The sequence below is a fragment of the Dyadobacter bucti genome (assembly GCF_005869225.1).
GTDB classification, from domain to species: domain Bacteria; phylum Bacteroidota; class Bacteroidia; order Cytophagales; family Spirosomataceae; genus Dyadobacter; species Dyadobacter bucti.
The window spans coordinates 317,167-337,357 of sequence record NZ_SWFP01000009.1 but is presented as its reverse complement, the minus strand read 5'-3'; the positions used below and the strand labels follow the sequence as shown (position 1 = coordinate 337,357).

22 protein-coding genes and 1 riboswitch are annotated in these 20,191 nt (G+C 44.8%); of the genes, 15 read left to right on the top strand and 7 right to left on the bottom strand.

Features of this window, described 5'->3' with window-relative positions:
- Positions 1-82 precede the first annotated feature (82 nt).
- A complete protein-coding gene (locus FBF61_RS27250; RefSeq protein WP_138483363.1) occupies positions 83-967 on the top strand; it encodes a Ppx/GppA phosphatase family protein in 885 nt (294 codons plus the stop codon).
- A 36-nt stretch (positions 968-1,003) separates the two neighbouring features.
- Here the strand turns inward: FBF61_RS27250 and FBF61_RS27245 are convergent, their stop codons facing one another.
- From FBF61_RS27245 to metE, 6 genes are all read right to left on the bottom strand, one after another.
- Positions 1,004-1,372 (bottom strand): SxtJ family membrane protein, encoded by a 369-nt coding sequence (locus tag FBF61_RS27245; RefSeq protein ID WP_138483361.1) that lies wholly within the window; start codon positions 1,370-1,372, stop codon positions 1,004-1,006.
- A gap of 101 nt (positions 1,373-1,473) precedes the next feature.
- Positions 1,474-1,623 carry a DUF5989 family protein gene (locus tag FBF61_RS34725; RefSeq protein WP_166444618.1) on the bottom strand — a complete coding sequence of 50 codons (150 nt, stop codon included), beginning with the start codon at positions 1,621-1,623 and terminating at the stop codon, positions 1,474-1,476.
- Between the two features lie 42 nt (positions 1,624-1,665).
- Positions 1,666-2,787, bottom strand: coding sequence for an SGNH/GDSL hydrolase family protein (locus FBF61_RS27240; RefSeq protein ID WP_138483358.1), 1,122 nt, complete (start codon positions 2,785-2,787; stop codon positions 1,666-1,668).
- A gap of 29 nt (positions 2,788-2,816) precedes the next feature.
- Positions 2,817-4,679, bottom strand: coding sequence for a carbamoyltransferase family protein (locus FBF61_RS27235; protein ID WP_138483356.1), 1,863 nt, complete (start codon positions 4,677-4,679; stop codon positions 2,817-2,819).
- A 430-nt stretch (positions 4,680-5,109) separates the two neighbouring features.
- Positions 5,110-5,496: an acyl-CoA thioesterase gene (locus FBF61_RS27230; protein ID WP_138483354.1), complete on the bottom strand. Its 387-nt coding sequence runs from the start codon at positions 5,494-5,496 to the stop codon at positions 5,110-5,112.
- Positions 5,497-5,705: 209 nt separating this feature from the next.
- Positions 5,706-8,021: a 5-methyltetrahydropteroyltriglutamate--homocysteine S-methyltransferase gene (gene metE, locus FBF61_RS27225; RefSeq protein WP_138483352.1), complete on the bottom strand. Its 2,316-nt coding sequence runs from the start codon at positions 8,019-8,021 to the stop codon at positions 5,706-5,708.
- A 214-nt stretch (positions 8,022-8,235) separates the two neighbouring features.
- Positions 8,236-8,458, bottom strand: a riboswitch (cobalamin riboswitch).
- Positions 8,459-8,808: 350 nt separating this feature from the next.
- Between metE and fumC the strand changes: the two genes are divergently transcribed.
- The 13 genes from fumC to FBF61_RS27160 all read left to right on the top strand — a co-directional run bounded on the left by fumC (position 8,809) and on the right by FBF61_RS27160 (position 18,620).
- The gene (fumC, locus tag FBF61_RS27220; RefSeq protein WP_138483349.1) at positions 8,809-10,209 is read left to right on the top strand and encodes a class II fumarate hydratase; all 1,401 of its coding nucleotides are present in this window, start codon (positions 8,809-8,811) and stop codon (positions 10,207-10,209) included.
- An 85-nt stretch (positions 10,210-10,294) separates the two neighbouring features.
- Positions 10,295-10,810 (top strand): HEAT-like fold family protein, encoded by a 516-nt coding sequence (locus FBF61_RS27215; RefSeq protein WP_138483347.1) that lies wholly within the window; start codon positions 10,295-10,297, stop codon positions 10,808-10,810.
- A 94-nt stretch (positions 10,811-10,904) separates the two neighbouring features.
- Entirely contained in the window at positions 10,905-11,843 is a 939-nt protein-coding gene (locus tag FBF61_RS27210) for a D-2-hydroxyacid dehydrogenase (protein ID WP_138483345.1), read from the top strand.
- Between the two features lie 27 nt (positions 11,844-11,870).
- A complete protein-coding gene (gene galK, locus FBF61_RS27205) occupies positions 11,871-13,052 on the top strand; it encodes a galactokinase (protein WP_138483343.1) in 1,182 nt (393 codons plus the stop codon).
- A gap of 25 nt (positions 13,053-13,077) precedes the next feature.
- Complete coding sequence (locus tag FBF61_RS27200; RefSeq protein ID WP_138483341.1) at positions 13,078-14,220, top strand: aldose epimerase family protein; 1,143 nt, start codon at positions 13,078-13,080, stop codon at positions 14,218-14,220.
- 1 nt (position 14,221) lies between these two features.
- The gene (locus FBF61_RS27195; RefSeq protein WP_138483339.1) at positions 14,222-14,506 is read left to right on the top strand and encodes a DUF2442 domain-containing protein; all 285 of its coding nucleotides are present in this window, start codon (positions 14,222-14,224) and stop codon (positions 14,504-14,506) included.
- Between the two features lie 128 nt (positions 14,507-14,634).
- Positions 14,635-14,754 carry a DUF4160 domain-containing protein gene (locus FBF61_RS35670; RefSeq protein ID WP_138483337.1) on the top strand — a complete coding sequence of 40 codons (120 nt, stop codon included), beginning with the start codon at positions 14,635-14,637 and terminating at the stop codon, positions 14,752-14,754.
- A gap of 179 nt (positions 14,755-14,933) precedes the next feature.
- Positions 14,934-15,209 carry a DUF2442 domain-containing protein gene (locus FBF61_RS27185; protein ID WP_138483335.1) on the top strand — a complete coding sequence of 92 codons (276 nt, stop codon included), beginning with the start codon at positions 14,934-14,936 and terminating at the stop codon, positions 15,207-15,209.
- Positions 15,210-15,226: 17 nt separating this feature from the next.
- Positions 15,227-15,850 (top strand): hypothetical protein, encoded by a 624-nt coding sequence (locus FBF61_RS27180; protein ID WP_138483333.1) that lies wholly within the window; start codon positions 15,227-15,229, stop codon positions 15,848-15,850.
- Positions 15,851-15,965: 115 nt separating this feature from the next.
- Complete coding sequence (locus FBF61_RS27175; protein WP_138483331.1) at positions 15,966-16,601, top strand: PspC domain-containing protein; 636 nt, start codon at positions 15,966-15,968, stop codon at positions 16,599-16,601.
- 30 nt (positions 16,602-16,631) lie between these two features.
- Positions 16,632-16,817: a LiaI-LiaF-like domain-containing protein gene (locus FBF61_RS27170; protein WP_138483329.1), complete on the top strand. Its 186-nt coding sequence runs from the start codon at positions 16,632-16,634 to the stop codon at positions 16,815-16,817.
- A 5-nt stretch (positions 16,818-16,822) separates the two neighbouring features.
- Complete coding sequence (locus tag FBF61_RS27165) at positions 16,823-17,842, top strand: toast rack family protein (protein WP_138483327.1); 1,020 nt, start codon at positions 16,823-16,825, stop codon at positions 17,840-17,842.
- 178 nt (positions 17,843-18,020) lie between these two features.
- A complete protein-coding gene (locus tag FBF61_RS27160; protein WP_229215246.1) occupies positions 18,021-18,620 on the top strand; it encodes a M15 family metallopeptidase in 600 nt (199 codons plus the stop codon).
- Positions 18,621-18,625: 5 nt separating this feature from the next.
- Here the strand turns inward: FBF61_RS27160 and FBF61_RS27155 are convergent, their stop codons facing one another.
- Positions 18,626-19,348 (bottom strand): head GIN domain-containing protein, encoded by a 723-nt coding sequence (locus FBF61_RS27155; RefSeq protein ID WP_138483323.1) that lies wholly within the window; start codon positions 19,346-19,348, stop codon positions 18,626-18,628.
- A gap of 221 nt (positions 19,349-19,569) precedes the next feature.
- On the opposite strand from FBF61_RS27155, the gene FBF61_RS27150 reads away from it, so the two are divergent.
- Entirely contained in the window at positions 19,570-20,190 is a 621-nt protein-coding gene (locus FBF61_RS27150) for an RNA polymerase sigma-70 factor (protein ID WP_138483459.1), read from the top strand.
- Position 20,191 lies beyond the last annotated feature (1 nt).

Sequence of the window (20,191 nt, the reverse complement as noted above, 5' to 3'; positions counted from 1 at the left end):
ACTTTCGCAAATTATTAATAGATACTTGTCCCTTAAAGTCATATTTTTGACTTTTATTTACTCCCCCTATTATAAATAGCTTTTGAAATTCGCTGCAATAGATATCGGATCCAATGGTGCCCGTATGCAAATATCTTCGGTGTTGCATGATGAAGGCATATCCCGTTTTAAGAAAATAGAGTACGTCCGTTTTCCCCTGCGCCTGGGTCACGACGTCTTTACTCAAGGCAGAATAACACCCCAGAGTGAAGACCGGATGATGAAACTTATGCTTGCCTATCAGTTGCTGATGGAATTACATGAGGTCGATGATTTTATGGCCTGCTCCACCTCTGCCATGCGCGAAGCAGAAAATGGTGCGGAAGTGCGGGAACACATTGAACAACGGACAGGCATCCATATTCAGATCATCGACGGCCAGCGCGAAGCCGAGCTTGTTAACAATATTGTGGTCAAATCACTGGCAGAAGGCCAGTACATCCATATTGATGTCGGTGGTGGAAGTACAGAGCTGAACATCTACAAAGACCGTCAGAAAATAAATGCAAAATCTTTCAAACTCGGTTCAGTACGGTTGCTGGAAGGAAAAGAGTCAAAGAATGTATGGCCGAAAATCAAGGAATGGATCAACCAGAATGTTGATTACAGCCAGCCGATCCAGGCAGTAGGTACAGGCGGAAATATTAATAAGCTCTTTGACCTTTCCTCCAAACTTTCCGAAAGCTCGACCAGCCTGGAGGAAATTGTCAGAATGAAAGATTATATCGCACAGTTTTCGCTGTCGGACAGGATCAATAAGCTACAGTTAAACCCTGACAGAGCGGACGTTATAGTGCCTGCCGGAGACATATATACTTCAGCGATGAAGTGGGCTGGCGCGAGCATCATCCATGTACCGGATGTAGGTTTGAAGGACGGGATGCTTCAACTTTTATATGAGCGCGCATGCCGCAAAAAAAAGGCCTGAACCCAGGCCTTTTCACTTATTTTTCGAAAAAATAGTCTACCAGACCTGTTCCAGATCTTTCGCGGAATACTTGTGATTTCGTTCTACAAAGACAGAACCTTTGGGCTCCCGCTTCAAAGAAAGGACGTTCTTTTTCCCAATTTTAGCGACGAGCGCCACTGGGAAAAGTACCAGAAAAAAAACAGCTGATAAAAGTATCCGGCCGTTTATAGCGCCCATTATTTCAGCAAGTTTATACCACCCTTTTACAATAAGATCACCGGCCGCGGGAATAGCTATACTCAGAACCCCTACCGCAGCAGCAGCCACTAAAAAATATGGGTACCTGGATTTAAAAACAAAATAAAGAACAACCAGTCCTGTCACAATGACCAGCTGGGCCTTGGTCTTCTCCGATTCACTCATTTCACGCTAATATTTTGGTACAATTGTCAAAAACATCCCTTCGTACAAGAATTTCTCTTGTATCTATTTATAATTTATCCCTTTGAAGGAATACTAAAAAATCAGAATAATGTGTAGATAAAAGGTGCTACTGCGGACCCGCCGCCAATAACGATCAGCACTCCTATCAATAAAAGTACCATAATCACCGGAGCAAGCCACCACTTCTTCCGCTCCTTCATAAATGCAAATAAATCCGTTAAAAAATCCATTTTATATCTAAGGTTGTTAAATTCAATATCAAATTTAGTACATTAATCCTTCTTCATCGCTTCCAGCAGCCTGTCAGCGATGAGCTTGTTTACGGCTGCACTCGCATGCCCGTCATTTTTGCCTACTACACGCTCTTTAACCGGTATTTTATTTATACCATCATTCAGCGGAACGACTGTGACACCTTTCGATTTCAAAAAATCCTCAACAGGTTTGGTGTAGCCAGCACTCTTTTCCATCTGGGACAGGAAAGGGACGAACACCGCATACATTTTTGCACCTGTGCTATCCTTGTAATTCGTAATCTTCGACAAGTCCCGAAGATGGGCGTTCAGTATAGTGGTATCGCTGTACGCCTTCTGGACAAAGTTCTCAAAAGTGCTGAATCCGGTATGAGGCAACTGCCAATAAATAAAATTTGGCAGGTAAAACCGGCTTACAAGCGTTGTAATCGGACTCTTGATATCAGCATAAGTTTCCGATGCCGAAAGTGACAATCCTTTTTCAATCCCTACTTTATCAACATCATTCGGGAAATATTCCAGGATTATGATATCAGGTTTTACGGGAAATTCCAAAAGCCTTTTCGCCTCGTCGCGGGTATCAGCACCTGACATCCCGAGATTATACACCGTATATTTATCTTTCCCCAATTCAGCTTCCAGGATATTGGAGAACCGGTCATCTACATTTTTCAGACCATGCCCTGCTGCAAAAGAATCTCCGACAACCAACACATGCTTCTTTCCAGGTTCCTGTGTCACTTCCTTGTCATGATATCCCAGAGAGTTGACCGGCTTCCAGTACTTTTCCCACCAAATCTGGGAAGCTTTTGACAGCACCCCTTCATGGCTTTGCGGAATGTACATGAATATAATTTCGAGAAAAACAAGGGTGACAAATATCGGAACGACTATCGTTGCTATGTTCGAAATCAGCTTATTCACTTTGCTTTTTACAATCCCATAATAAAAAATACGAAGGACTTCAATAACCAAAAGGAGCCAGAAAGACAGCTTTGCCAGCCGGATATACCAGCTGTCACTTTGAGGAAACCCAGGGTAATCAAATTTTACCTGAAACTTGTCAGGATAAAAAAGAAAAACAAAAAATATGCCCAGGAACATAATACGAACCAGGCTCGTGATCATTTTAGATGCCATGTAGTCGGATCTGAATATTTTAATAAATGCTAATCCAGAACAAACTCTTCTTTCCAGCCATCTTTTTCAAGCCACTCCGGTTGTTTCTTTTTGTCAAAAATGTAATTGCCAACAACCAGATAATCCATCTCTGTCCGCATAAAACAGCGGTAGGCATCATTGGGAGTGCACACAATAGGCTCACCCCTTACATTAAAACTTGTATTGACAACAACCCCGTAGCCCGTTAATGCCTTAAAAGAAGAGATCAGTTCGTAATAACGCGAATTGGTCTCTTTATGAACCGTCTGGATACGCGCGGAGTAATCAATATGTGTGATCGAAGGTAAATCGGATCTTTCGAAATAAAGCTTTTCACGCAGATCCATCGAACCATAATTCTCAGGTACAACTTTGCGCCTTTCGGCCGTAACCGGGTGTACCAGAAGCATATATGGCGAGATCCCATCGTAATCGAAGTAATCGGAACAATCCTCAGCCAGCACCGAAGGTGCGAAAGGACGGAACGACTCGCGGTATTTGATCTTCAGGTTCAGCTTCTTTTGCATGTCTGCATTCCGCGGGTCACCTAAAATGCTTCTTGCTCCCAATGCTCTGGGGCCAAACTCCATTCTTCCCTGAACCCAGCCTACCACATTTCCATCTGCGAGCAATGCCGCAGCCTCAGTCGAAAGATCTTTGAAATTCTCGAAATAATTGTAAACGGCTTTATACTTCTTAGCCGTAAGCGCCACATCCAGGTCTGAAAATGTAGGTCCCAGGTAAGAGCCCCGCATTGCATCAGCTTTCCATGTAATATTCCTTTCCTGCCCGAAATAAATATGATATGCTGCCTGGGCAGCGCCCAATGCCCCTCCGGCATCTCCGGCCGCAGGCTGAATGAAGATTTCCTTAAAAATATTGGCTTTCTGAAGCTTTCCGTTTGATACACAATTCAGTGCAACACCGCCAGCCATACAAAGGTAATCCGCACCGGTAAGCCGTTTAGCCTCCCTGGCCATCCTTATGACGGCCTCCTCGGTAATGTTCTGGATTGCAAGCCCGAGGTTACAATGTATTGCTTCCAGCGGATCTTCCGGTTTCCTGGTTTTAAAGCCAAAAAGTGCCTCCCATTTATGCTCATTGACCATTTTGAGACCGGTAGCATAATCAAAATATTCCTGATCAAGCCACACAGAACCATCTTCCTTCAGGTCGACCAGCTCTTTTAATATGATCTCTTCGTAACGTTTGATATCGGGTGAAGACGGGTCTCCGTATGGTGCAAGTCCCATCAGCTTATATTCTCCCGAATTGACCCTAAACCCCAAAAAATATGTGAATGCTGAATAAAGCAGGCCCAGCGAGTGAGGAAACCGCAGCTCCTTTAATATACTGATGTCCTTACCTTCCCCGAGGCAGATAGAAGCCGTAGCCCATTCGCCCACCCCATCAATGGTAAGAATGGCAGATTTTTCAAAAGGAGAGGGATAATATGCGCTCGCAGCGTGCGAGAGATGGTGCTCCGGAAAAAGAAGCTTTACTTTTTTCTTTTTATCGTAACCCAGTTTTACAAGTTCCTCGTTGATAAGGCGCTTCAAAAACATCTTTTCTTTGATCCAAACCGGCATCGCAGTCAAAAATGACCTCAGACCTTTTGGGGCAAAAGCGTAATATGTTTCAAGAAGGCGTTCGAATTTCAGCAGTGGTTTATCGTAAAACACGATTGCATCCAATTCGTTAAGGGTCAACCCACTATATTCAAGGCAGAAGGCAATTGCCTTGGAAGGGAAGCCCGGATCATGTTTTTTGCGGGTAAAACGCTCTTCCTGAGCCGCTGCCACAATTTCACCATTATCAATTAATGCAGCTGCGGAGTCATGATAGAAAGCCGAAATACCTAAGATCTTCATTCAATTATAATTATATGGATAGTCTTACACTATATCGTCCAAAAAGCTTGCAAGTTAAGCATTTTGGCTATTTGCACAATTCTGTAAAAACTCCTGTGTGATAATAAATACATTCCAGCAAGCTAAAAATCAATGTTTTACCATAAATTATCTCGCAATTGTTCTGTAAAATGCGATATGGAATTTCTTAACTAGCTTAGAACTAGGTGTATTTGCCTTAAAACCAGTTTTTGTGGTCAGAATAATTCTGTGCAATATTTCTGGGACGTGCTATCCTCTTTTTTCCGACCGCTGACGAATAAGCCGGTCAATTACTTTATCAGACCCTGAAGTTAATTTCAGGATACCGGTGAATTTAATCACTGTTTCTGATGAATTGAGGTCTGATCTTTTTTCCGGTAAAACATGAATTATCATATGGTGTAAGCAATCAATGCAGAATCCTTGTCGGCTTGTGATCTTCATCCAAAGCAACAAAGGTAAAAATGCCGGTAACAGCTTTTTCCCGGCCTTCTTCATACATCTTTTCCACAAAAATGTCCACCCTGACCTTCATACTGGTATTGCCAACCGTTTCTACCCTTCCCACCAGCTCAATAATCGTTCCCGCCGGAATGGGATGTGTAAAGTCGATGCGGTCGGATGAAACAGTCACACATCGCAGACGCGAAAACCTTGTGGCAGCAATAAACGCCACTTCGTCCATCATTGACAAGGCCGTACCGCCAAAAAGCGTGTCGTAGTGATTTGTATTATTGGGAAAAACGGTTTTAAAAACACGAGTTTCAGAAGCGAGTATTTTTTCGTCTAATGTCAAGATTTTGTCTTTTTAAGTAAAAATTTGTGAAGTCAGGGGTGGTCATATATGGTCAATAATGGTCATTAATAGTCATTAATAGTCATTAATAGTCATTGATAGTCATTTGTTGTCGTTAAATAACCCTAAACAAAAAATGACAATCCATGACCATAAATGACCTAATGACCATAAATGACCACGAATGACTATATGACCAAACATACAACCTAGGCCTCCACTGCTTCACGCAGCAATTTAGCCGCAGAAATCATGTTACGCAAAGCAGCTTCTGTTTCGGGCCATTTTCTGGTTTTCAGACCGCAGTCCGGATTCACCCATAAGTTCATGGCTGGTATTACTTTGAGGGCCTTTTCCAGCAACTGGCTGATCTCTTCCACCGTGGGGACACGAGGCGAATGGATATCATAAACCCCAGGCCCTATTTCATTCGGATAATTGAAGTCGGCAAACGCATCCAGCAGTTCCATTTGCGACCGGGATGTTTCAATGGTGATCACATCAGCATCCATTGCGGCTATGGAACCGATAATATCATTAAATTCGGAATAGCACATGTGCGTATGGATCTGGGTCTGGTCTGCAACCCCGGCTGCACTAAGCCTGAATGCGTCAACCGCCCATTTCAGATAATCCGCCCAGGCTGACTTCCGCAGGGGCAGACCTTCCCGGATAGCAGGCTCGTCAATCTGGATTACCTTGATACCGGCTTTTTCAAGATCGATCACCTCGTCGCGTATCGCCAGACCTATTTGAAAAGTAGTATCTTTCCTCGGTTGATCATCTCTTACGAATGACCATTGCAAGATCGTGACCGGCCCCGTTAACATGCCTTTCACCAGCTTTGCGGAATTGGCTTGTGCAAATGCGGACCACTTCACGGTCATCGCCTCCGGGCGTTCCACATCACCATATATGACCGGTGGTTTTACACAGCGGCTGCCATAACTCTGCACCCAGCCGTTTTGGGTGAAGACAAATCCGGACAGACTTTCGCCGAAATATTCAACCATGTCGTTTCTTTCAAATTCACCATGCACGAGCACATCGATCCCCAATTCTTCCTGCCAGCGCAAAGAGCTTACGATCTCTTCTTTGATCCTCGATTCATATTCATCAACGGAAAGATTTCCTTTTTTGAGGTTCGCACGCAATTGCCGCACTTCATCCGTTTGTGGGAATGAACCAATGGTTGTCGAAGGGAAAAGCGGAAGTTTCAGTTTTTCCAATTGCAGCTTCTGACGTTCTGCGAACCTGGCTTGCCTCTCAAAATCGGACATTTTGATACCCTCCACACGTTTTTTAACCAGCGGCTTGTGGATCAGCTCCGAACTCCTTCTGCTTTCAATCGCTTCCTGATTGACTTTAAAAGTTGCATCTTCAGTCCAGTTGGTAATCGCAAGCTTCTTCAATGTTGATACCTCGCCCAGCTTCTGCTTTGCAAATGCCATCCAGTTTTTGATCTGCGGGGTCAATACATTTTCATTTTTTTCCTGATCCAGGTCGTGCGGACTATGCAATAGGGAAGAAGAAGGTGCGACAATCACTCTTTTCTCGCCCAAAACCGCTATTGCTTCACGGAGATAGTCCAATGATTTTTTATAGTCATTCTTCCATATATTCCTTCCGTCGACGACGCCAACTGATAATTTTTTACTAGAAGAAACAAAACCAGGATTCGCCAAAATAGCTGCCAGGCTTTCTACTCCACGGGTAATGTCAATATGGAGCGCATCTATCGACATTTCCACGGCCGTTTCGAGATTATCTTCAAGTGCCCCGAAATAGGTTGCTACCAGGATTTTCAGGCCTGGTATTGCCTCCCTGATCTGAGCATAAGCACTTTGCAAGGCAAGTTTCTCCCGATCCGTCAAATCCAGCACAAGGCAGGGCTCGTCGAGCTGCACCCATTGCGCGCCGCGGGCATATAAATCTTTGAGTACTTCAATGTAAACCGGCAACAGATTGTCCAGCAGCTCGATCCTGTGAAACCCTTCCTCTTTTTCCTTACCCGACAATAAATAAGTTACCGGCCCTACAAGCACAGGTTTGGTGATGATACCGGCTTGTCTGGCATCTTCAAATTCCAGTGCGACTTTATCCGAATACCGGCTGAATTTCTGATTCTTTACAAATTCCGGCACGATATAATGATAATTGGTGTCAAACCATTTGGTCATTTCCATGGCCTTGATGTCCAGGCCGTCGCGCTGCACACCTCTTGCCATAGCAAAATAAAGCTCAAGTTCTTTGTTTGACTTTCCGTCGATCAATGAATGGAACCTCGCTGGAATTGCACCCACCATCAGTGAACTGTCGAGAACATGGTCATAAAGAGAAAAATCATTGGACGGGATCAAGTCGATACCAGCATTCTTTTGAGTCTCCCAATTGCGGTGACGGATCTGGCGGGCCACGTTTTGTAATTCATCCCGTGTGATTTTTCCAGCCCAGAATTGTTCGCAGGCTTTTTTGAGTTCTCTCTGACTACCAACACGCGGGTAGCCCAGGTTTTGTGATAACATAAAAATTGTGTTAAAAGAGTTAATAAAAACCCTTTGAAAACACCCCCGTCCTGACAAAATGTAACGAAATCAATCAGTACGTAATATCATTTTCACGCTGTTTTAAGCCACAAACAAAGCGGCGTCCTTTTCCGAAGCCGGTCCATAAAAGGCGAAGTGCTGAAAATAATATCTGGTAAAATCAATTCTTGACTAAACCCCAAACGTGAAGGAGTAGCCATTGAGCGTAGGGGCAAGTCTCCTGACTTGTATCATTTTCACCGCCCTTCTCGCAGAAAATCCTGCAATGGGACGCGAGGGTGAAAATTTGTCCTGCAGAAAACAAGACGGATACTTACAGTAGCACGACTGTCCGTGAATTGCACACGGTTCCTTTTTAATTTCTGCCTATATGGATGAGGGCTCCAAAAGCGAAAACCACTACCCCGATTGACGGGTGTTCACAAAGAACGGGGCAAATTTAAAAAGGAAAAACCACCGCCCGGAAGTCGAAGGCCAATTTAAGTGAACCCGCCAGCGATTAGAAAATGCCGGGGATAAAATATCTTTTTGATGGCAAATTTGATCCTCTAAAAAGTGATTTTTTATAAACTGCTATGACCAACCCGCTTTCAAAATGAAGTAATGTTTGAAGCGAGTAAAAAGAAGTTCCAGTAAATGCCATTTCCACTGTCGCTCCCACCCCGAAACATTTATCCATTAAAAAATACCAAAAACTGAACGTCCGACCCTAACTTTACCAGTTGTTCTGCATTATTCATTTTCATTATTCATTCTACATTCAAAAATGGAATACCGTATAGAAAAAGACACAATGGGCGAGGTGCAAGTTCCGGCACATGTGTATTGGGGTGCCCAAACCCAACGTTCGATCCAGAATTTTCCGATTGCCCAGGATATCAATAAAATGCCGAAGGAAATCATCAAGGCCTTTGCATATCTGAAAAAAGCCGCAGCGATCACCAATTACGAGGCGGGCATTCTGCCAAAAGAGAAAAGTGATCTCATCGGTGAAGTTTGTGACGAGATCCTTACAGAGCAGCTTGATGACCAGTTCCCGCTGGTTGTTTGGCAGACAGGTTCAGGTACGCAGTCCAATATGAATTGTAATGAAGTTATCGCTTACCGCGGCCATGTTTTGCAAGGCGGCGATTTGTCGGATAAAACAAAATTCCTTCATCCAAATGATGATGTGAACAAATCGCAGTCATCGAATGATACTTATCCGACTGCGATGCACATTGCTGCATATAAGATATTGGTGGATGTTACGATTCCCGGCATCACCAAGTTGAGAGATACCCTGAAAGCAAAATCAGAAGCGTTCAGAAACGTGGTAAAAATCGGCCGTACCCACTTTATGGACGCCACACCGCTTACATTGGGACAGGAATTTTCTGGCTATGCATCCCAATTGGACCATGGCCTGCGCGCTATTTACAATACACTTTCCCATCTTTCCGAGCTTGCTTTGGGCGGAACAGCCGTAGGAACCGGTATCAACACCCCTGAAGGCTATTCTGAGAATGTAGCGAGACATATTGCTGCTTTGACGGGCCTGCCCTTTATCACTGCTGAAAATAAATTCGAAGCACTGGCTGCCCACGATGCGATCGTAGAAGCGCACGGAGCGCTGAAAACAGTAGCAGTGAGCCTGATGAAAATCGGGAACGACATTCGTATGCTTTCTTCCGGCCCACGTTCGGGAATCGGGGAAATCCATATTCCTGACAACGAACCAGGCAGTTCGATCATGCCCGGCAAAGTGAACCCTACCCAGTGCGAGGCGATGACAATGGTGGCTGCGCAAGTGATGGGCAACGACGTCGCAATCGGGATCGGAGGTTCAAACGGACATTTCGAACTGAATGTTTTTAAGCCATTGATGGCCTACAACTTCCTGCATTCAGCCAGGTTAATTGGTGACGTTTGTGTTTCTTTCAATGACAATTGCGCGATTGGAATCGAGCCTTTGCATGATAATATCAAAAAACATGTCAATAATTCATTGATGCTCGTGACTGCGCTGAATACCAAAATCGGGTACTATAAAGCTGCTGAAATCGCTCAGACAGCCCACAAAAACGGCTCTACTTTGAAAGAGACTGCTGTTGCACTGGGTTATCTGACTCCCGACGAGTTTGATGCCTGGGTAAAACCTGAAGATATGGTCGGCGATAATAAATAAGCCGGAATATAACTGCCCAATACCGAAAGTGCCCTGCCAGAAAAAGTGGGGCACTTCTTTTTACCATTGAAACGCCTCGTGGCACATGGACATCAGGGAAGAATTATTAACCGCCAAATCACAGTCGAAACACCTCGCAGACGAGATAGCCCAGTACGCATGTACTTCCGAGATTGCTTTTAAGGAGTTGATGGATTGTTTCGTTTCTGAGGATTGTAGGCTTGCGCAAAGAGCTGCTTATTGTGTAAGTAAAGCCGGGAAAATGAGGCAAGACCTGATTTGCCCTTATTATGAAACGCTGGTCGGCCTGCTGAAAAGGACAGATGTTCATGAATCGGTGGTCCGGTGCTGCGTAAGTGTCTTACAGGAAGCCGATCTGCCTGAGGCGCTTCATGGAGAAGTAATGGATACTTGCTTCAATTTTATCCAGGACAGGAAAGCACCGATAGCCGTAAAGGCATTTTCACTGACTATTCTTCACAACCTTTCCAAAATTTATCCCGACATAAAAAACGAGCTCCGGATTATTATTGAAGAGAACATGGAATACGAAACGCCTGCGTTCAGGTCTCGGGGTATGAAAATTATAGGGAATATGTAGTTCAATATGCGCTTCGCGCAATTTTTTAAGCTATCAAAAACAGGGCGATAAAGGTAAAAATGGTTTACTTTATCCCTTTAAACAAAAACATTCAATGATTATCTACTGCCATTCCATCCTGGATGAATCGCTCAGAAATAAGCTGAGTGAGTCACTATCCCAACATAAGGTTTTTTTCCGCACAGAAGGCACATCCGACGAGGAGATCAAAGAGGATTTCTCGTTTGCGGACTATATCCTGGGCAATCCGCCGGTCGAATGGTTTCAGAACGCACCTGCAAACCTGAAATTCTGGCAGCTGGACTCGGCCGGATTTGACCAGTACGCATCAATTACCCTGGACGGCAATGTAAAAGTGGCTAATATGGGAGACTGGTTTGCACGTCCTTGCGCTGAATCTATCGTTGGCGGCGTCCTTGCTTTGTACCGCGGGCTGGACACACTTACCTTGCTCAAACAAAAATCAGAATGGATCGGCTCAAAGCTCAGGGCTGAGCTCAGGATACTTTACAAACAAAATGTAGTGATACTGGGAGCCGGAACAATCGGCCAAGCTGTAAACGCGATTTTAAAAGGATTGGGCTGCAATACACACATGATGGCGAGGACGTCTCCCGACGCTGACCTCCATAGCCGGGAGGATTTATTCAATGAGCTGCCAAATATCGATCTGGTGATCAATACACTTCCCGGAACTGCCACGCATTTTGCGGATCAGGAGTTTTTTTCCAAAATGAAAGAACACAGCGTTTATGCCAGCGTGGGCCGTGGAAGTACAACGGATGAAAACGCATTGATTGATGCGCTTAATTCCGGACATCTGGATGGTGCGGTGCTGGATGTAACAGAAATAGAGCCTTTGCCTCAGGATAGTCCTCTCTGGAGTATGCCCAATGTTGTACTGACGCAACATACCGGTGGCGGTCACAAAAACGAGCACATGGGGAAGGTGGATTTGTTTCTCAACAACATTTTTGCAATTGAAAATGGCGGAAACGTTGTGAACGAGGTAAATCTGATTAGAGGATATTAACAAACAAAGACCAGATCACAACCGGAAATGCTGACTACTGAAATAAATATAGTTGAGGGAATAAAAGATAAATATGCCGCTAAATTCGGACCGGAAACCCTGGATACGGCGCGGATTTTCCGCTCCCCGGGCAGAATAAACCTGATTGGCGAGCATACCGATTACAATAATGGATTTGTGCTGCCGGCCAGTGTCGACAAAGCGGTGTATTTTATTGTTTCGCCCAGGGAAGATAATCAGGTGATTCTTTACGCGGCGGACTTAGATGAGACTTATTCATTTACATTGGATGATCTTTCAAAACCTGCTCAATCGTGGGCCCATTATCAGATCGGGATCGTTGACCAGCTCCATAAAAACGGATATAAAATCGGCGGTTTTCAGACCACCTTCGGAGGGAATGTTCCGGTAGGCGCGGGATTATCTTCTTCTGCGGCTCTGGAATGCTGCCTATTATTCGCTCTGAATGAAATTTTTGAGCTAGGGCTCGACCGCTTTTCGATCGTAAAAATGTCACAGAAGGCTGAAAACGAATACGTGGGCGTACAGTGCGGGATTATGGACCAGTTTGCCTCTGCTTTTGGAAAGGAGGAATCGGTGATCCGTCTGGACTGCCGTTCGCTTGAATACCAGTACTTTCCTTTTCCGATGCAGGATTACCTGCTTGTGCTTTGTGACACAAGTGTTAAACATTCCCTGGCCAGCTCGGAATACAATACACGGCGGCTCGAATGCGAAAAAGGGACTGCGATTTTGAAAAAGTACAATCCAGCCATCGAAAGCCTGCGGGACGCTTCTCCGGAACTTGTGGAAGCTCATAAAGACGAGCTGGGCGAGGTGGTGTATCGCCGCTGCAAATTTATGACTGAAGAAATAGAGCGTGTTCAGGTCGCCTGCGATCTGCTCGTCGATGGAAATCTGGCAGATTTCGGAAAAAAGATGTACGAAACGCACGACGGCCTGCAACATGAATATGAGGTCAGCTGCCCGGAGCTGGATTTTCTGGTCGATCAGACAAGGGGCAACGGATCTGTGTTGGGAGCGAGGATGATGGGCGGGGGATTTGGCGGCTGTACGATTAACCTGGTCGAGAACAGCGCCGTTGACGATTTTGAGGAAAGCATGAAAAAGGCCTATTTGGATCAGTATCACATCGATTTGCCCTGCTACCGCGTGAAAATCACGGACGGTACCGGGGAAATAAAATAATGCCGCGAACTTTTAACCTTTTACTATGAAAAAACTACCCGTTTTTCTAATCACACTGATCAGCATGTCTATTTTCAGCTGCTCAGAAAACAATAAAGAAGAAACCATGATCAGTACTATTTCCAAAGAAGAATTTGGCAAACTTCCCGACGGCCAGAAGGCTGACCTTTATACCCTTACCAATGCCAATGGTATGACTGTGAACATCACAAATTATGGAGGTATTGTTACCAAAATCACAGCGCCTGACAAAAAAGGCGAATGGGCCGATGTTGTGCTTGGTTTTGATTCGCTTGCTCCCTACCTGGCGGGACATCCGTTTTTTGGTGCGTTGGTTGGAAGGTATGGTAATCGTATTGGAAAAGGCAAATTCAAGCTCAATGGAACCGAGTATTCGCTGGCCATTAACAATGGACCCAATGCGCTGCACGGAGGAAAAAAAGGTTTTGACAAAGTGATATGGAAGGCGACCGAAATCAATAAGGACTCAATTGTCGGCCTCGAACTGGAGTATGTTAGCAAAGATATGGAAGAAGGCTATCCGGGTAACCTTACTGTAAAAGTTACCTACACGTTGGATAATGAGAATGCATTGTCCATCAACTACAATGCCACAACCGACAAACCCACCGTCGTGAACCTGACCAATCACTCCTACTTCAACCTCACAGGCTTGAAACGTGATATTCTGGACCATGAAGTTTCGATAGCATCCGACAGCATTGTGCCGGTCGACGCTACATTGATCCCTACCGGTGAACTGCGGGCCGTGGAAGGAACACCTTTTGATCTCAGAAAACCAACTGCGGTAAAAGCCGGCATTGACAAGATCGAAGATGAGCAGATCAAAAACGGAGGAGGATATGACCACTGCTGGGTAATTAAAAGGTCCGAGCCTGGACTTGTACTTTTTGCAACCGTAAAAGATCCGGAAAGCGGCAGATTTATGGAAGTGTATACCACTGAGCCGGCGGTTCAGTTTTATACTGGCAATTTCCTCGACGGCAGCCTGAAAGGGAAAAATGCGACCTACTCCAAAAGGTTCGGTTTTTGCCTGGAAACAGAACATTATCCCGATTCCCCAAACCAGCCAGGGTTCCCATCAACCGTGCTGAACCCGGGCGAAACTTATAATACGACAACAAAGTATAAGTTTTCGGCGAAGTAGTATGAACATTGTTCGCGACAAATTAGACAAGGTTATTAGCGATAATCGTTTAAGGATAAAGTTCTTTACGTGTTTCAGAGAGCTGGACTTGGCTATTTTTGTATTGAACAATCGTCGTATTATCCAACGTTCATTGTCCTCATATCCAGTGTTAGAACAGGCTATTGACTGGGAATTGTTACAATATACTGTTTCCGACTACGGCATTCACTGGCCAGAACTGGACGCAGATCTTAGCCTAAGAGGTTTTTTATTGGAAGAAACTATGAAATTGGTGGCTGCATAACTCTATTCCCCCCGAAAAACCTGACAATCTAAATCAGCACAAAAGACAAGCAAAAGAAGAAGTCCCAACCCGGCCTTCCGATTGCTTGTCTTTTTTCATTATTTTAGTATATAATTCAATTACACACTATGCCAAAAATTTTAGAATACTTCGGGATTATCTTCTATTTCTATTCAAATGAGCACCTTCCGATTCATGTTCATGTATCATACAATGAATTCGAGAGTATTTTTGAATTGTTTTTTTAAAATGGAAATTTAAAAGATGTCCAGATCAGGCAAGCTTCGGGAATTGAGCCTCTGCCCGCCAAGCAAGTAAAAGAAGCTCAAAAAGTAATCGAGATATACGCTGTTGAAATAGCTGACCGCTGGACCGATTTCTTTATTTTGAAAAAGAAGGTGAAAAGTAAAAAGATTACTAAAAAGTTATGATCTCAACAATAAAGGTAACCGACGCGGAATATGTATCTGACTTTAAAGTCCAGATCACGTTTTCCGACAGTACCAGACAAGTCATAAACTTTCAGGATTTTTTGGATAAAAACCCACATCCTCAGTACGATAAGTACAAGAATCTGAAACATTTTAAAAACTTCAGAATAGAGCGTGGAAATATAGTATGGGGAAAGGATTGGGACCTGATTTTCCCGATCGAGCAACTTCACTCCGGGGAAATAAAGAATCAAGGCCTATCTTTGCAGTGAATAATCCTGAAATAGATATGCTTACCAGAACCGTAAAAATCAGCAATGTTACCAATCTGTCCGATGCCCGTTATTGTGCAGGTATGGGGGTAGAAATGCTTGGTTTTTCCATAGACGAAGACTCCCCTAATTATATCTCCCCTAAAAAGTTTGAAGATATCTGCTCCTGGCTGGCTGGCGTAACGCTGGTAGCCGAAACTGCTCAGACCAATCCTGAGGCCATTCTGGAATCCCTGAGCAAATATCCTGTGCATACTGTGCAGGTAGAGTCACCGGGCCTTTTGAGTTACCTGCGTGCCGAACTGAACTTGCCCCTCATCCTTCGTATCAGCGTGGATTTGTACGAAGCTGACGAGATCAGCTCTATTTTGAGCCGCTACGAAGGAGACGTATCCCATTTTTTACTGGAAAGCGACCAGGATGCCGAGCTTTCGGAGCAATGGATGCAGGTGCTGGGCGCACTGGCCGAAGAATACCCGATACTGGTCGGTTTTGGACTGGACAATGAATTTACGGTGGCTGCACTTACCGAGCTTTTCCCGCACATCGGGATTGCATTGCGTGGCAGCGAAGAAATCCGCCCGGGATACAAAGATTTCGGAAGTATGATGGATATTCTGGAAGCCCTGGAAGAACAATAACGAACTCTCCTCAAAAAGAACCACTCAACACGCGTCTTAACCGATAATAAATTTCTGGATGGCAGTATCTTGCATTACCTACTACCTTTGAATACAAATAAACGTTAAACCTATTATGGAAAAGAAATTGCACCGCATACCCGATCAGGCAGTATTTGGAGGAGTTGCTTCCGGAATCGCACAGTATTTACAGATCGATGTAGTTATTGTACGTGTTTTGTTTGTAGTCATGTTATTGCTTCCGATACCACCGAGCTTTGGCTGGACGGGGATATTGTATATCATTTTATGGGCAGTATTACCAACCGGACCGGCAGCGCCATATTCCTCTACTACAACAGGGTTTGGCACCGGTTCTTCCACGCCAGGTGATCCGATTTTTGACAAAAAAAGAACAGATCAGACGGTAATGATATTGGGTGGTGTGCTGATATTCTTTGGAGCTGTGATGCTGGTAGATGACTTTCCGGTTTGGTACCAGTTCAAAAAATACTTCTGGCCGATCATTCTTATCGCCATCGGAGCATTCCTGATTTTGCGCCAGCGTGATAAAGAGCAGGAGAACCATAATACGACAGTTTACCCGACCACCCCGCCTCCGACGGAACCGGTAGCACCAGCGCCTGTGGAACCCGATCCGCAACCTTATACGCCTTTTACGTCATCAACTTCACCGGCGACGCACTTTCCCGAAGATCCGGAAAACAAAAAGCCCGATGACGAAGACGATGCTATTATCAAAGTGAATTAGTTACCAGCCTTTATCTAAACAATTTTAGCCATGAACTTTCGAAATATTTTCTGGGGAGTAATCCTGATCATTACCGGGTCTCTGTTTCTCATCGAAGAACTGACCGAATTCGACTTTGGCAGATTTTTCTGGCCGATCATTATGATCACCACCGGAGGGCTTCTGCTGCTGCGTCACTTCCTGAATTCTGACACATCTAACCGTTCAAACATTTAATTATTATGAAAAATACACGAGGCATAGTCTGGGGTGGGTTACTTGTAATGATCGGGTTGTACTGGTTACTTAGGAATATGGGTCTGGTCCACATTCAATGGGACCAAGTCCTGCCTTACTGGCCGGTGTTGCTGATAGTCGCGGGCGCATTGCTGCTCGTTTCGGGCGGGGAACGCGGTGCTTCCGGCGGCCTGGTCGGTTTGCTGATCATATTGGCCGTTTTCGGTGGAATTATAAATCGTACCGACAGGGCTTTTGACCGAAACAACTGGAACTTTGGCTGGAACGATCATGACGATGATGATTATGATTATGACGGCCACGAAGACGACGGTGATCGCGACGACGACCGGGACGGAGATGATGAAAGAGAAAACGGCAAATGGAAAAAGCCGATAAACGGATCTTATAAATATGAAATGGAAGATTTTATCCAGAAAGCCAACTTTCATCTGGAAGGTGGTGCAGGGTCATTTTCGTTGAATGGCAATACGGACAAGCTTTTCGAGGCCAGTACCAAAAGCTCGATTGTCGGCTTTCTGTCAAATACTTCCATCAACAAACTCGATAATTCCGCGACTGTCAACCTGAAAATGGAAGAGGGCAACGTGAAGATCAAAAATGGAAAAATCAATAACGAAGCGAAAATTCAGCTGAACGAAAAACCTGTCTGGAATATCGACCTGGGAATCGGTGCCGGAAAAGGTAATTTTGATTTCAGTAATTACAAAGTTGAAAAGCTGAAAGTAAGCACTGGCGTTGCGGATATGGACATCCGAATGGGTGACAAGCTGAGCAATGCAGACATTGACATTGAAGCGGGCGTAGCCTCAGTAACAGTGGAAATACCGAGATCCGTGGGCTGCGAAATGTTCATGGACGGCGCGCTGAACGCTAAAAGCATGGATGATCTACACAAAGTAGGAAACGGTCACTATCGTTCGGATGGTTTCGATAATGCTGCAAAAAAAATAGTTATCCACTTTGAAGGCGGCCTTACCAGCGTAAATATCAAACGGTACTAGATCCTACGGTACTAACCCTAAATGAATATCTTTGCGCAATTCCCGCAACAGATATTCATTTTTTATGTTTAAAAGGCTTTTAACGTTAATTCCCTTCATTTTTCTCCTGATTACCGGCGCTTTTTCCCAGTCAAAAAAAGAACCGAAAACCGCCGCTGTCCCTGCCATAGAACAAAAAATGATCGATCAGGGCCTGGTTGATATCCAGAAAGCGATTCCCGGAATTCTCGTAGAACTAAAATATTCCATTACCGACAATTTTATAGGCAAAGATGTTTACGGAGACCTGAACCGCGCATACCTTCAGCCGGAAATGGTCAAAAGGCTGGCCAACGCATCTGCGCTTTTGAAAAAATCCAATCCTGGTTACAGCTTGTTGGTATACGATGCAGCCCGGCCGAATTCCGTTCAATACGACCTTTGGAATGCCCTGGACAATTTGAACATCCCGGCCCGGAGCAAAACACAGTATGTGGCAGACCCCAGGATCGGTTCCAATCATAATTTCGGCTGTGCCATTGATCTTACTATTGCTGATGAAAAAGGTACACCACTTGATATGGGTACCAATTTCGATTTCTTCGGCCCACTCGCCTACCCACGCTCGGAACAAGAAATGCTGAGCAAAGGCAAGCTTTCCCAAAAGCAGATCGCCAACCGGCAGATTTTGCGAAAAGTGATGAACCAGGCCGGATTTAAAACCAACACCACAGAATGGTGGCATTTTGACGGAATGTCGAAAAGCGAGGCCCGGGCCAGGTACGGCATGATCAAATAAGCAGCTTACTCCGGTCGCAGGCTGCTGCCACCCGATAATTTTTGCTCGATTCGGGGACTGCCCTTGAACCGGATACTGCTGGCGCCGCTGGCCTCCACATCCAGAAATCCGGTTATCCAGACCCGCGCACTGCTCGCGCCGGACAAATCCAGATCAGATTCTTCTGCCGACAAATCAAATGCGTTTAATTTTGAAGCACCCGAAATTTCTCCGTCCAAGTACCTAGAATGGCCGAAAAGATTCAGCTCCGAAGCTCCCGACAGATCAAATTCCAGCGACTGGGCCGTGCCGTCAAAATCACAGCGCGAGGCACCCGACAATTCGAAGTCCAACCTGGACAAATTTTCAAAGCCTTCGACAGAGGCATTCACCGCACCTGAAAAATCAACCGATTCCAACGCAGGCATGGTGATATCGATATCCATTTGCCGTCTGTTATTCTTCCACGAATTGTTGTAACGCGCCACCAGCTTCCCGTCCTGGACAAAAATATTTAGATCGTCCAGATCATTGAGCTCGCCCGTAGCGGAAACCGAAAATGTCGCCCCGGCCTGTACATGCACACGGAAAGCATGGCTCATTTCAATTTCATCAAAACCCCTGAAATCGTAAGTCCGGGTGCTTTCTCCCCGCGGAGGAATGTCATTTCCTGAATTTACATAAACACAGGATTCTAGGCCGATAAGAAGTGAAAATCCGATGCAAAGAGAAAAAAGTAAATGTTTCATGGCTAATAGATGAATTGAGCTATAACTTTAAAAATGACAAAAACCTGCTTACGCCTGTTTTATTCCAGACATTTCAGAATTTCAAAACCCCTATCGGAAAAAATATTTTTTATGCATAGGGGTAACACGTTTTCAGATTGTCATGAAGAAAAGGGACTTAAAACGTGGCAGCGACCGCACTTCTTTATCGGGAACTATTAATCGAAGGAGATTATTTATTTTTGACCGAAAATCAAAAAACTCAATCGGTGCATCCTTCCGACCCAGAAATAGTCAGCGCGATACGACGAGGTGACGAGCAGGCGTTCGAACAAACGTTTCGCAAGTACTACCCGCGCCTTTGCAATTATGCGTGCACGTTGCTCAAAGATGAAGAAGAATCAGAGGAAGTGGTTCAGACCGTTTTTCTGACGATATGGGAAAAGCGGGCCGATCTCGAAATCACCCTTTCTCTGAAATCCTACTTGTACCGCGCGGTACATAATCATTGTCTGAACCGTTTTAAACATGCGTCAGTACGTGAAGCACACCGCGATTATACTTTAAATTATATTCCACAATCTTACGAATCGGTTACGGAAGTGATACACGCCAGTGAATTGGAAGAGCGGATCGAGAAAGCAGTGAGCACTTTGCCGGAACAATGCCAGAGAGCTTTCAGGCTGAGCCGATTTGAAGAATTAAAATACCATGAAATAGCGGAACAACTTGGAATTTCAATCAAAACGGTTGAAAATCAGATTGGCAAAGCTTTGAAAATCCTGCGTCTGGAGCTGGCAGATTACCTGCCTGCGATGTTGTGGCCAGTTTATCTTTTACTTGAACAGTTAATCGGATCGTAAC

What these genes read in the sequence shown, in the direction of transcription:
- FBF61_RS27245 (WP_138483361.1), bottom strand. Translation starts at nt 1,372, where the DNA reads ATGAGTGAATCGGAGAAGACCAAGGCCCAGCTGGTCATTGTGACAGGA.
- FBF61_RS34725 (WP_166444618.1), bottom strand. Translation starts at nt 1,623, where the DNA reads ATGGATTTTTTAACGGATTTATTTGCATTTATGAAGGAGCGGAAGAAG.
- FBF61_RS27240 (WP_138483358.1), bottom strand. Translation starts at nt 2,787, where the DNA reads ATGGCATCTAAAATGATCACGAGCCTGGTTCGTATTATGTTCCTGGGC.
- FBF61_RS27235 (WP_138483356.1), bottom strand. Translation starts at nt 4,679, where the DNA reads ATGAAGATCTTAGGTATTTCGGCTTTCTATCATGACTCCGCAGCTGCA.
- metE (WP_138483352.1), bottom strand. Translation starts at nt 8,021, where the DNA reads ATGTTATCACAAAACCTGGGCTACCCGCGTGTTGGTAGTCAGAGAGAA.
- fumC (WP_138483349.1), top strand. Translation starts at nt 8,809, where the DNA reads ATGGAATACCGTATAGAAAAAGACACAATGGGCGAGGTGCAAGTTCCG.
- FBF61_RS27215 (WP_138483347.1), top strand. Translation starts at nt 10,295, where the DNA reads ATGGACATCAGGGAAGAATTATTAACCGCCAAATCACAGTCGAAACAC.
- FBF61_RS27210 (WP_138483345.1), top strand. Translation starts at nt 10,905, where the DNA reads ATGATTATCTACTGCCATTCCATCCTGGATGAATCGCTCAGAAATAAG.
- galK (WP_138483343.1), top strand. Translation starts at nt 11,871, where the DNA reads ATGCTGACTACTGAAATAAATATAGTTGAGGGAATAAAAGATAAATAT.
- FBF61_RS27200 (WP_138483341.1), top strand. Translation starts at nt 13,078, where the DNA reads ATGAAAAAACTACCCGTTTTTCTAATCACACTGATCAGCATGTCTATT.
- FBF61_RS27195 (WP_138483339.1), top strand. Translation starts at nt 14,222, where the DNA reads ATGAACATTGTTCGCGACAAATTAGACAAGGTTATTAGCGATAATCGT.
- FBF61_RS35670 (WP_138483337.1), top strand. Translation starts at nt 14,635, where the DNA reads ATGCCAAAAATTTTAGAATACTTCGGGATTATCTTCTATTTCTATTCA.
- FBF61_RS27185 (WP_138483335.1), top strand. Translation starts at nt 14,934, where the DNA reads ATGATCTCAACAATAAAGGTAACCGACGCGGAATATGTATCTGACTTT.
- FBF61_RS27180 (WP_138483333.1), top strand. Translation starts at nt 15,227, where the DNA reads ATGCTTACCAGAACCGTAAAAATCAGCAATGTTACCAATCTGTCCGAT.
- FBF61_RS27175 (WP_138483331.1), top strand. Translation starts at nt 15,966, where the DNA reads ATGGAAAAGAAATTGCACCGCATACCCGATCAGGCAGTATTTGGAGGA.
- FBF61_RS27170 (WP_138483329.1), top strand. Translation starts at nt 16,632, where the DNA reads ATGAACTTTCGAAATATTTTCTGGGGAGTAATCCTGATCATTACCGGG.
- FBF61_RS27165 (WP_138483327.1), top strand. Translation starts at nt 16,823, where the DNA reads ATGAAAAATACACGAGGCATAGTCTGGGGTGGGTTACTTGTAATGATC.
- FBF61_RS27160 (WP_229215246.1), top strand. Translation starts at nt 18,021, where the DNA reads ATGATCGATCAGGGCCTGGTTGATATCCAGAAAGCGATTCCCGGAATT.
- FBF61_RS27155 (WP_138483323.1), bottom strand. Translation starts at nt 19,348, where the DNA reads ATGAAACATTTACTTTTTTCTCTTTGCATCGGATTTTCACTTCTTATC.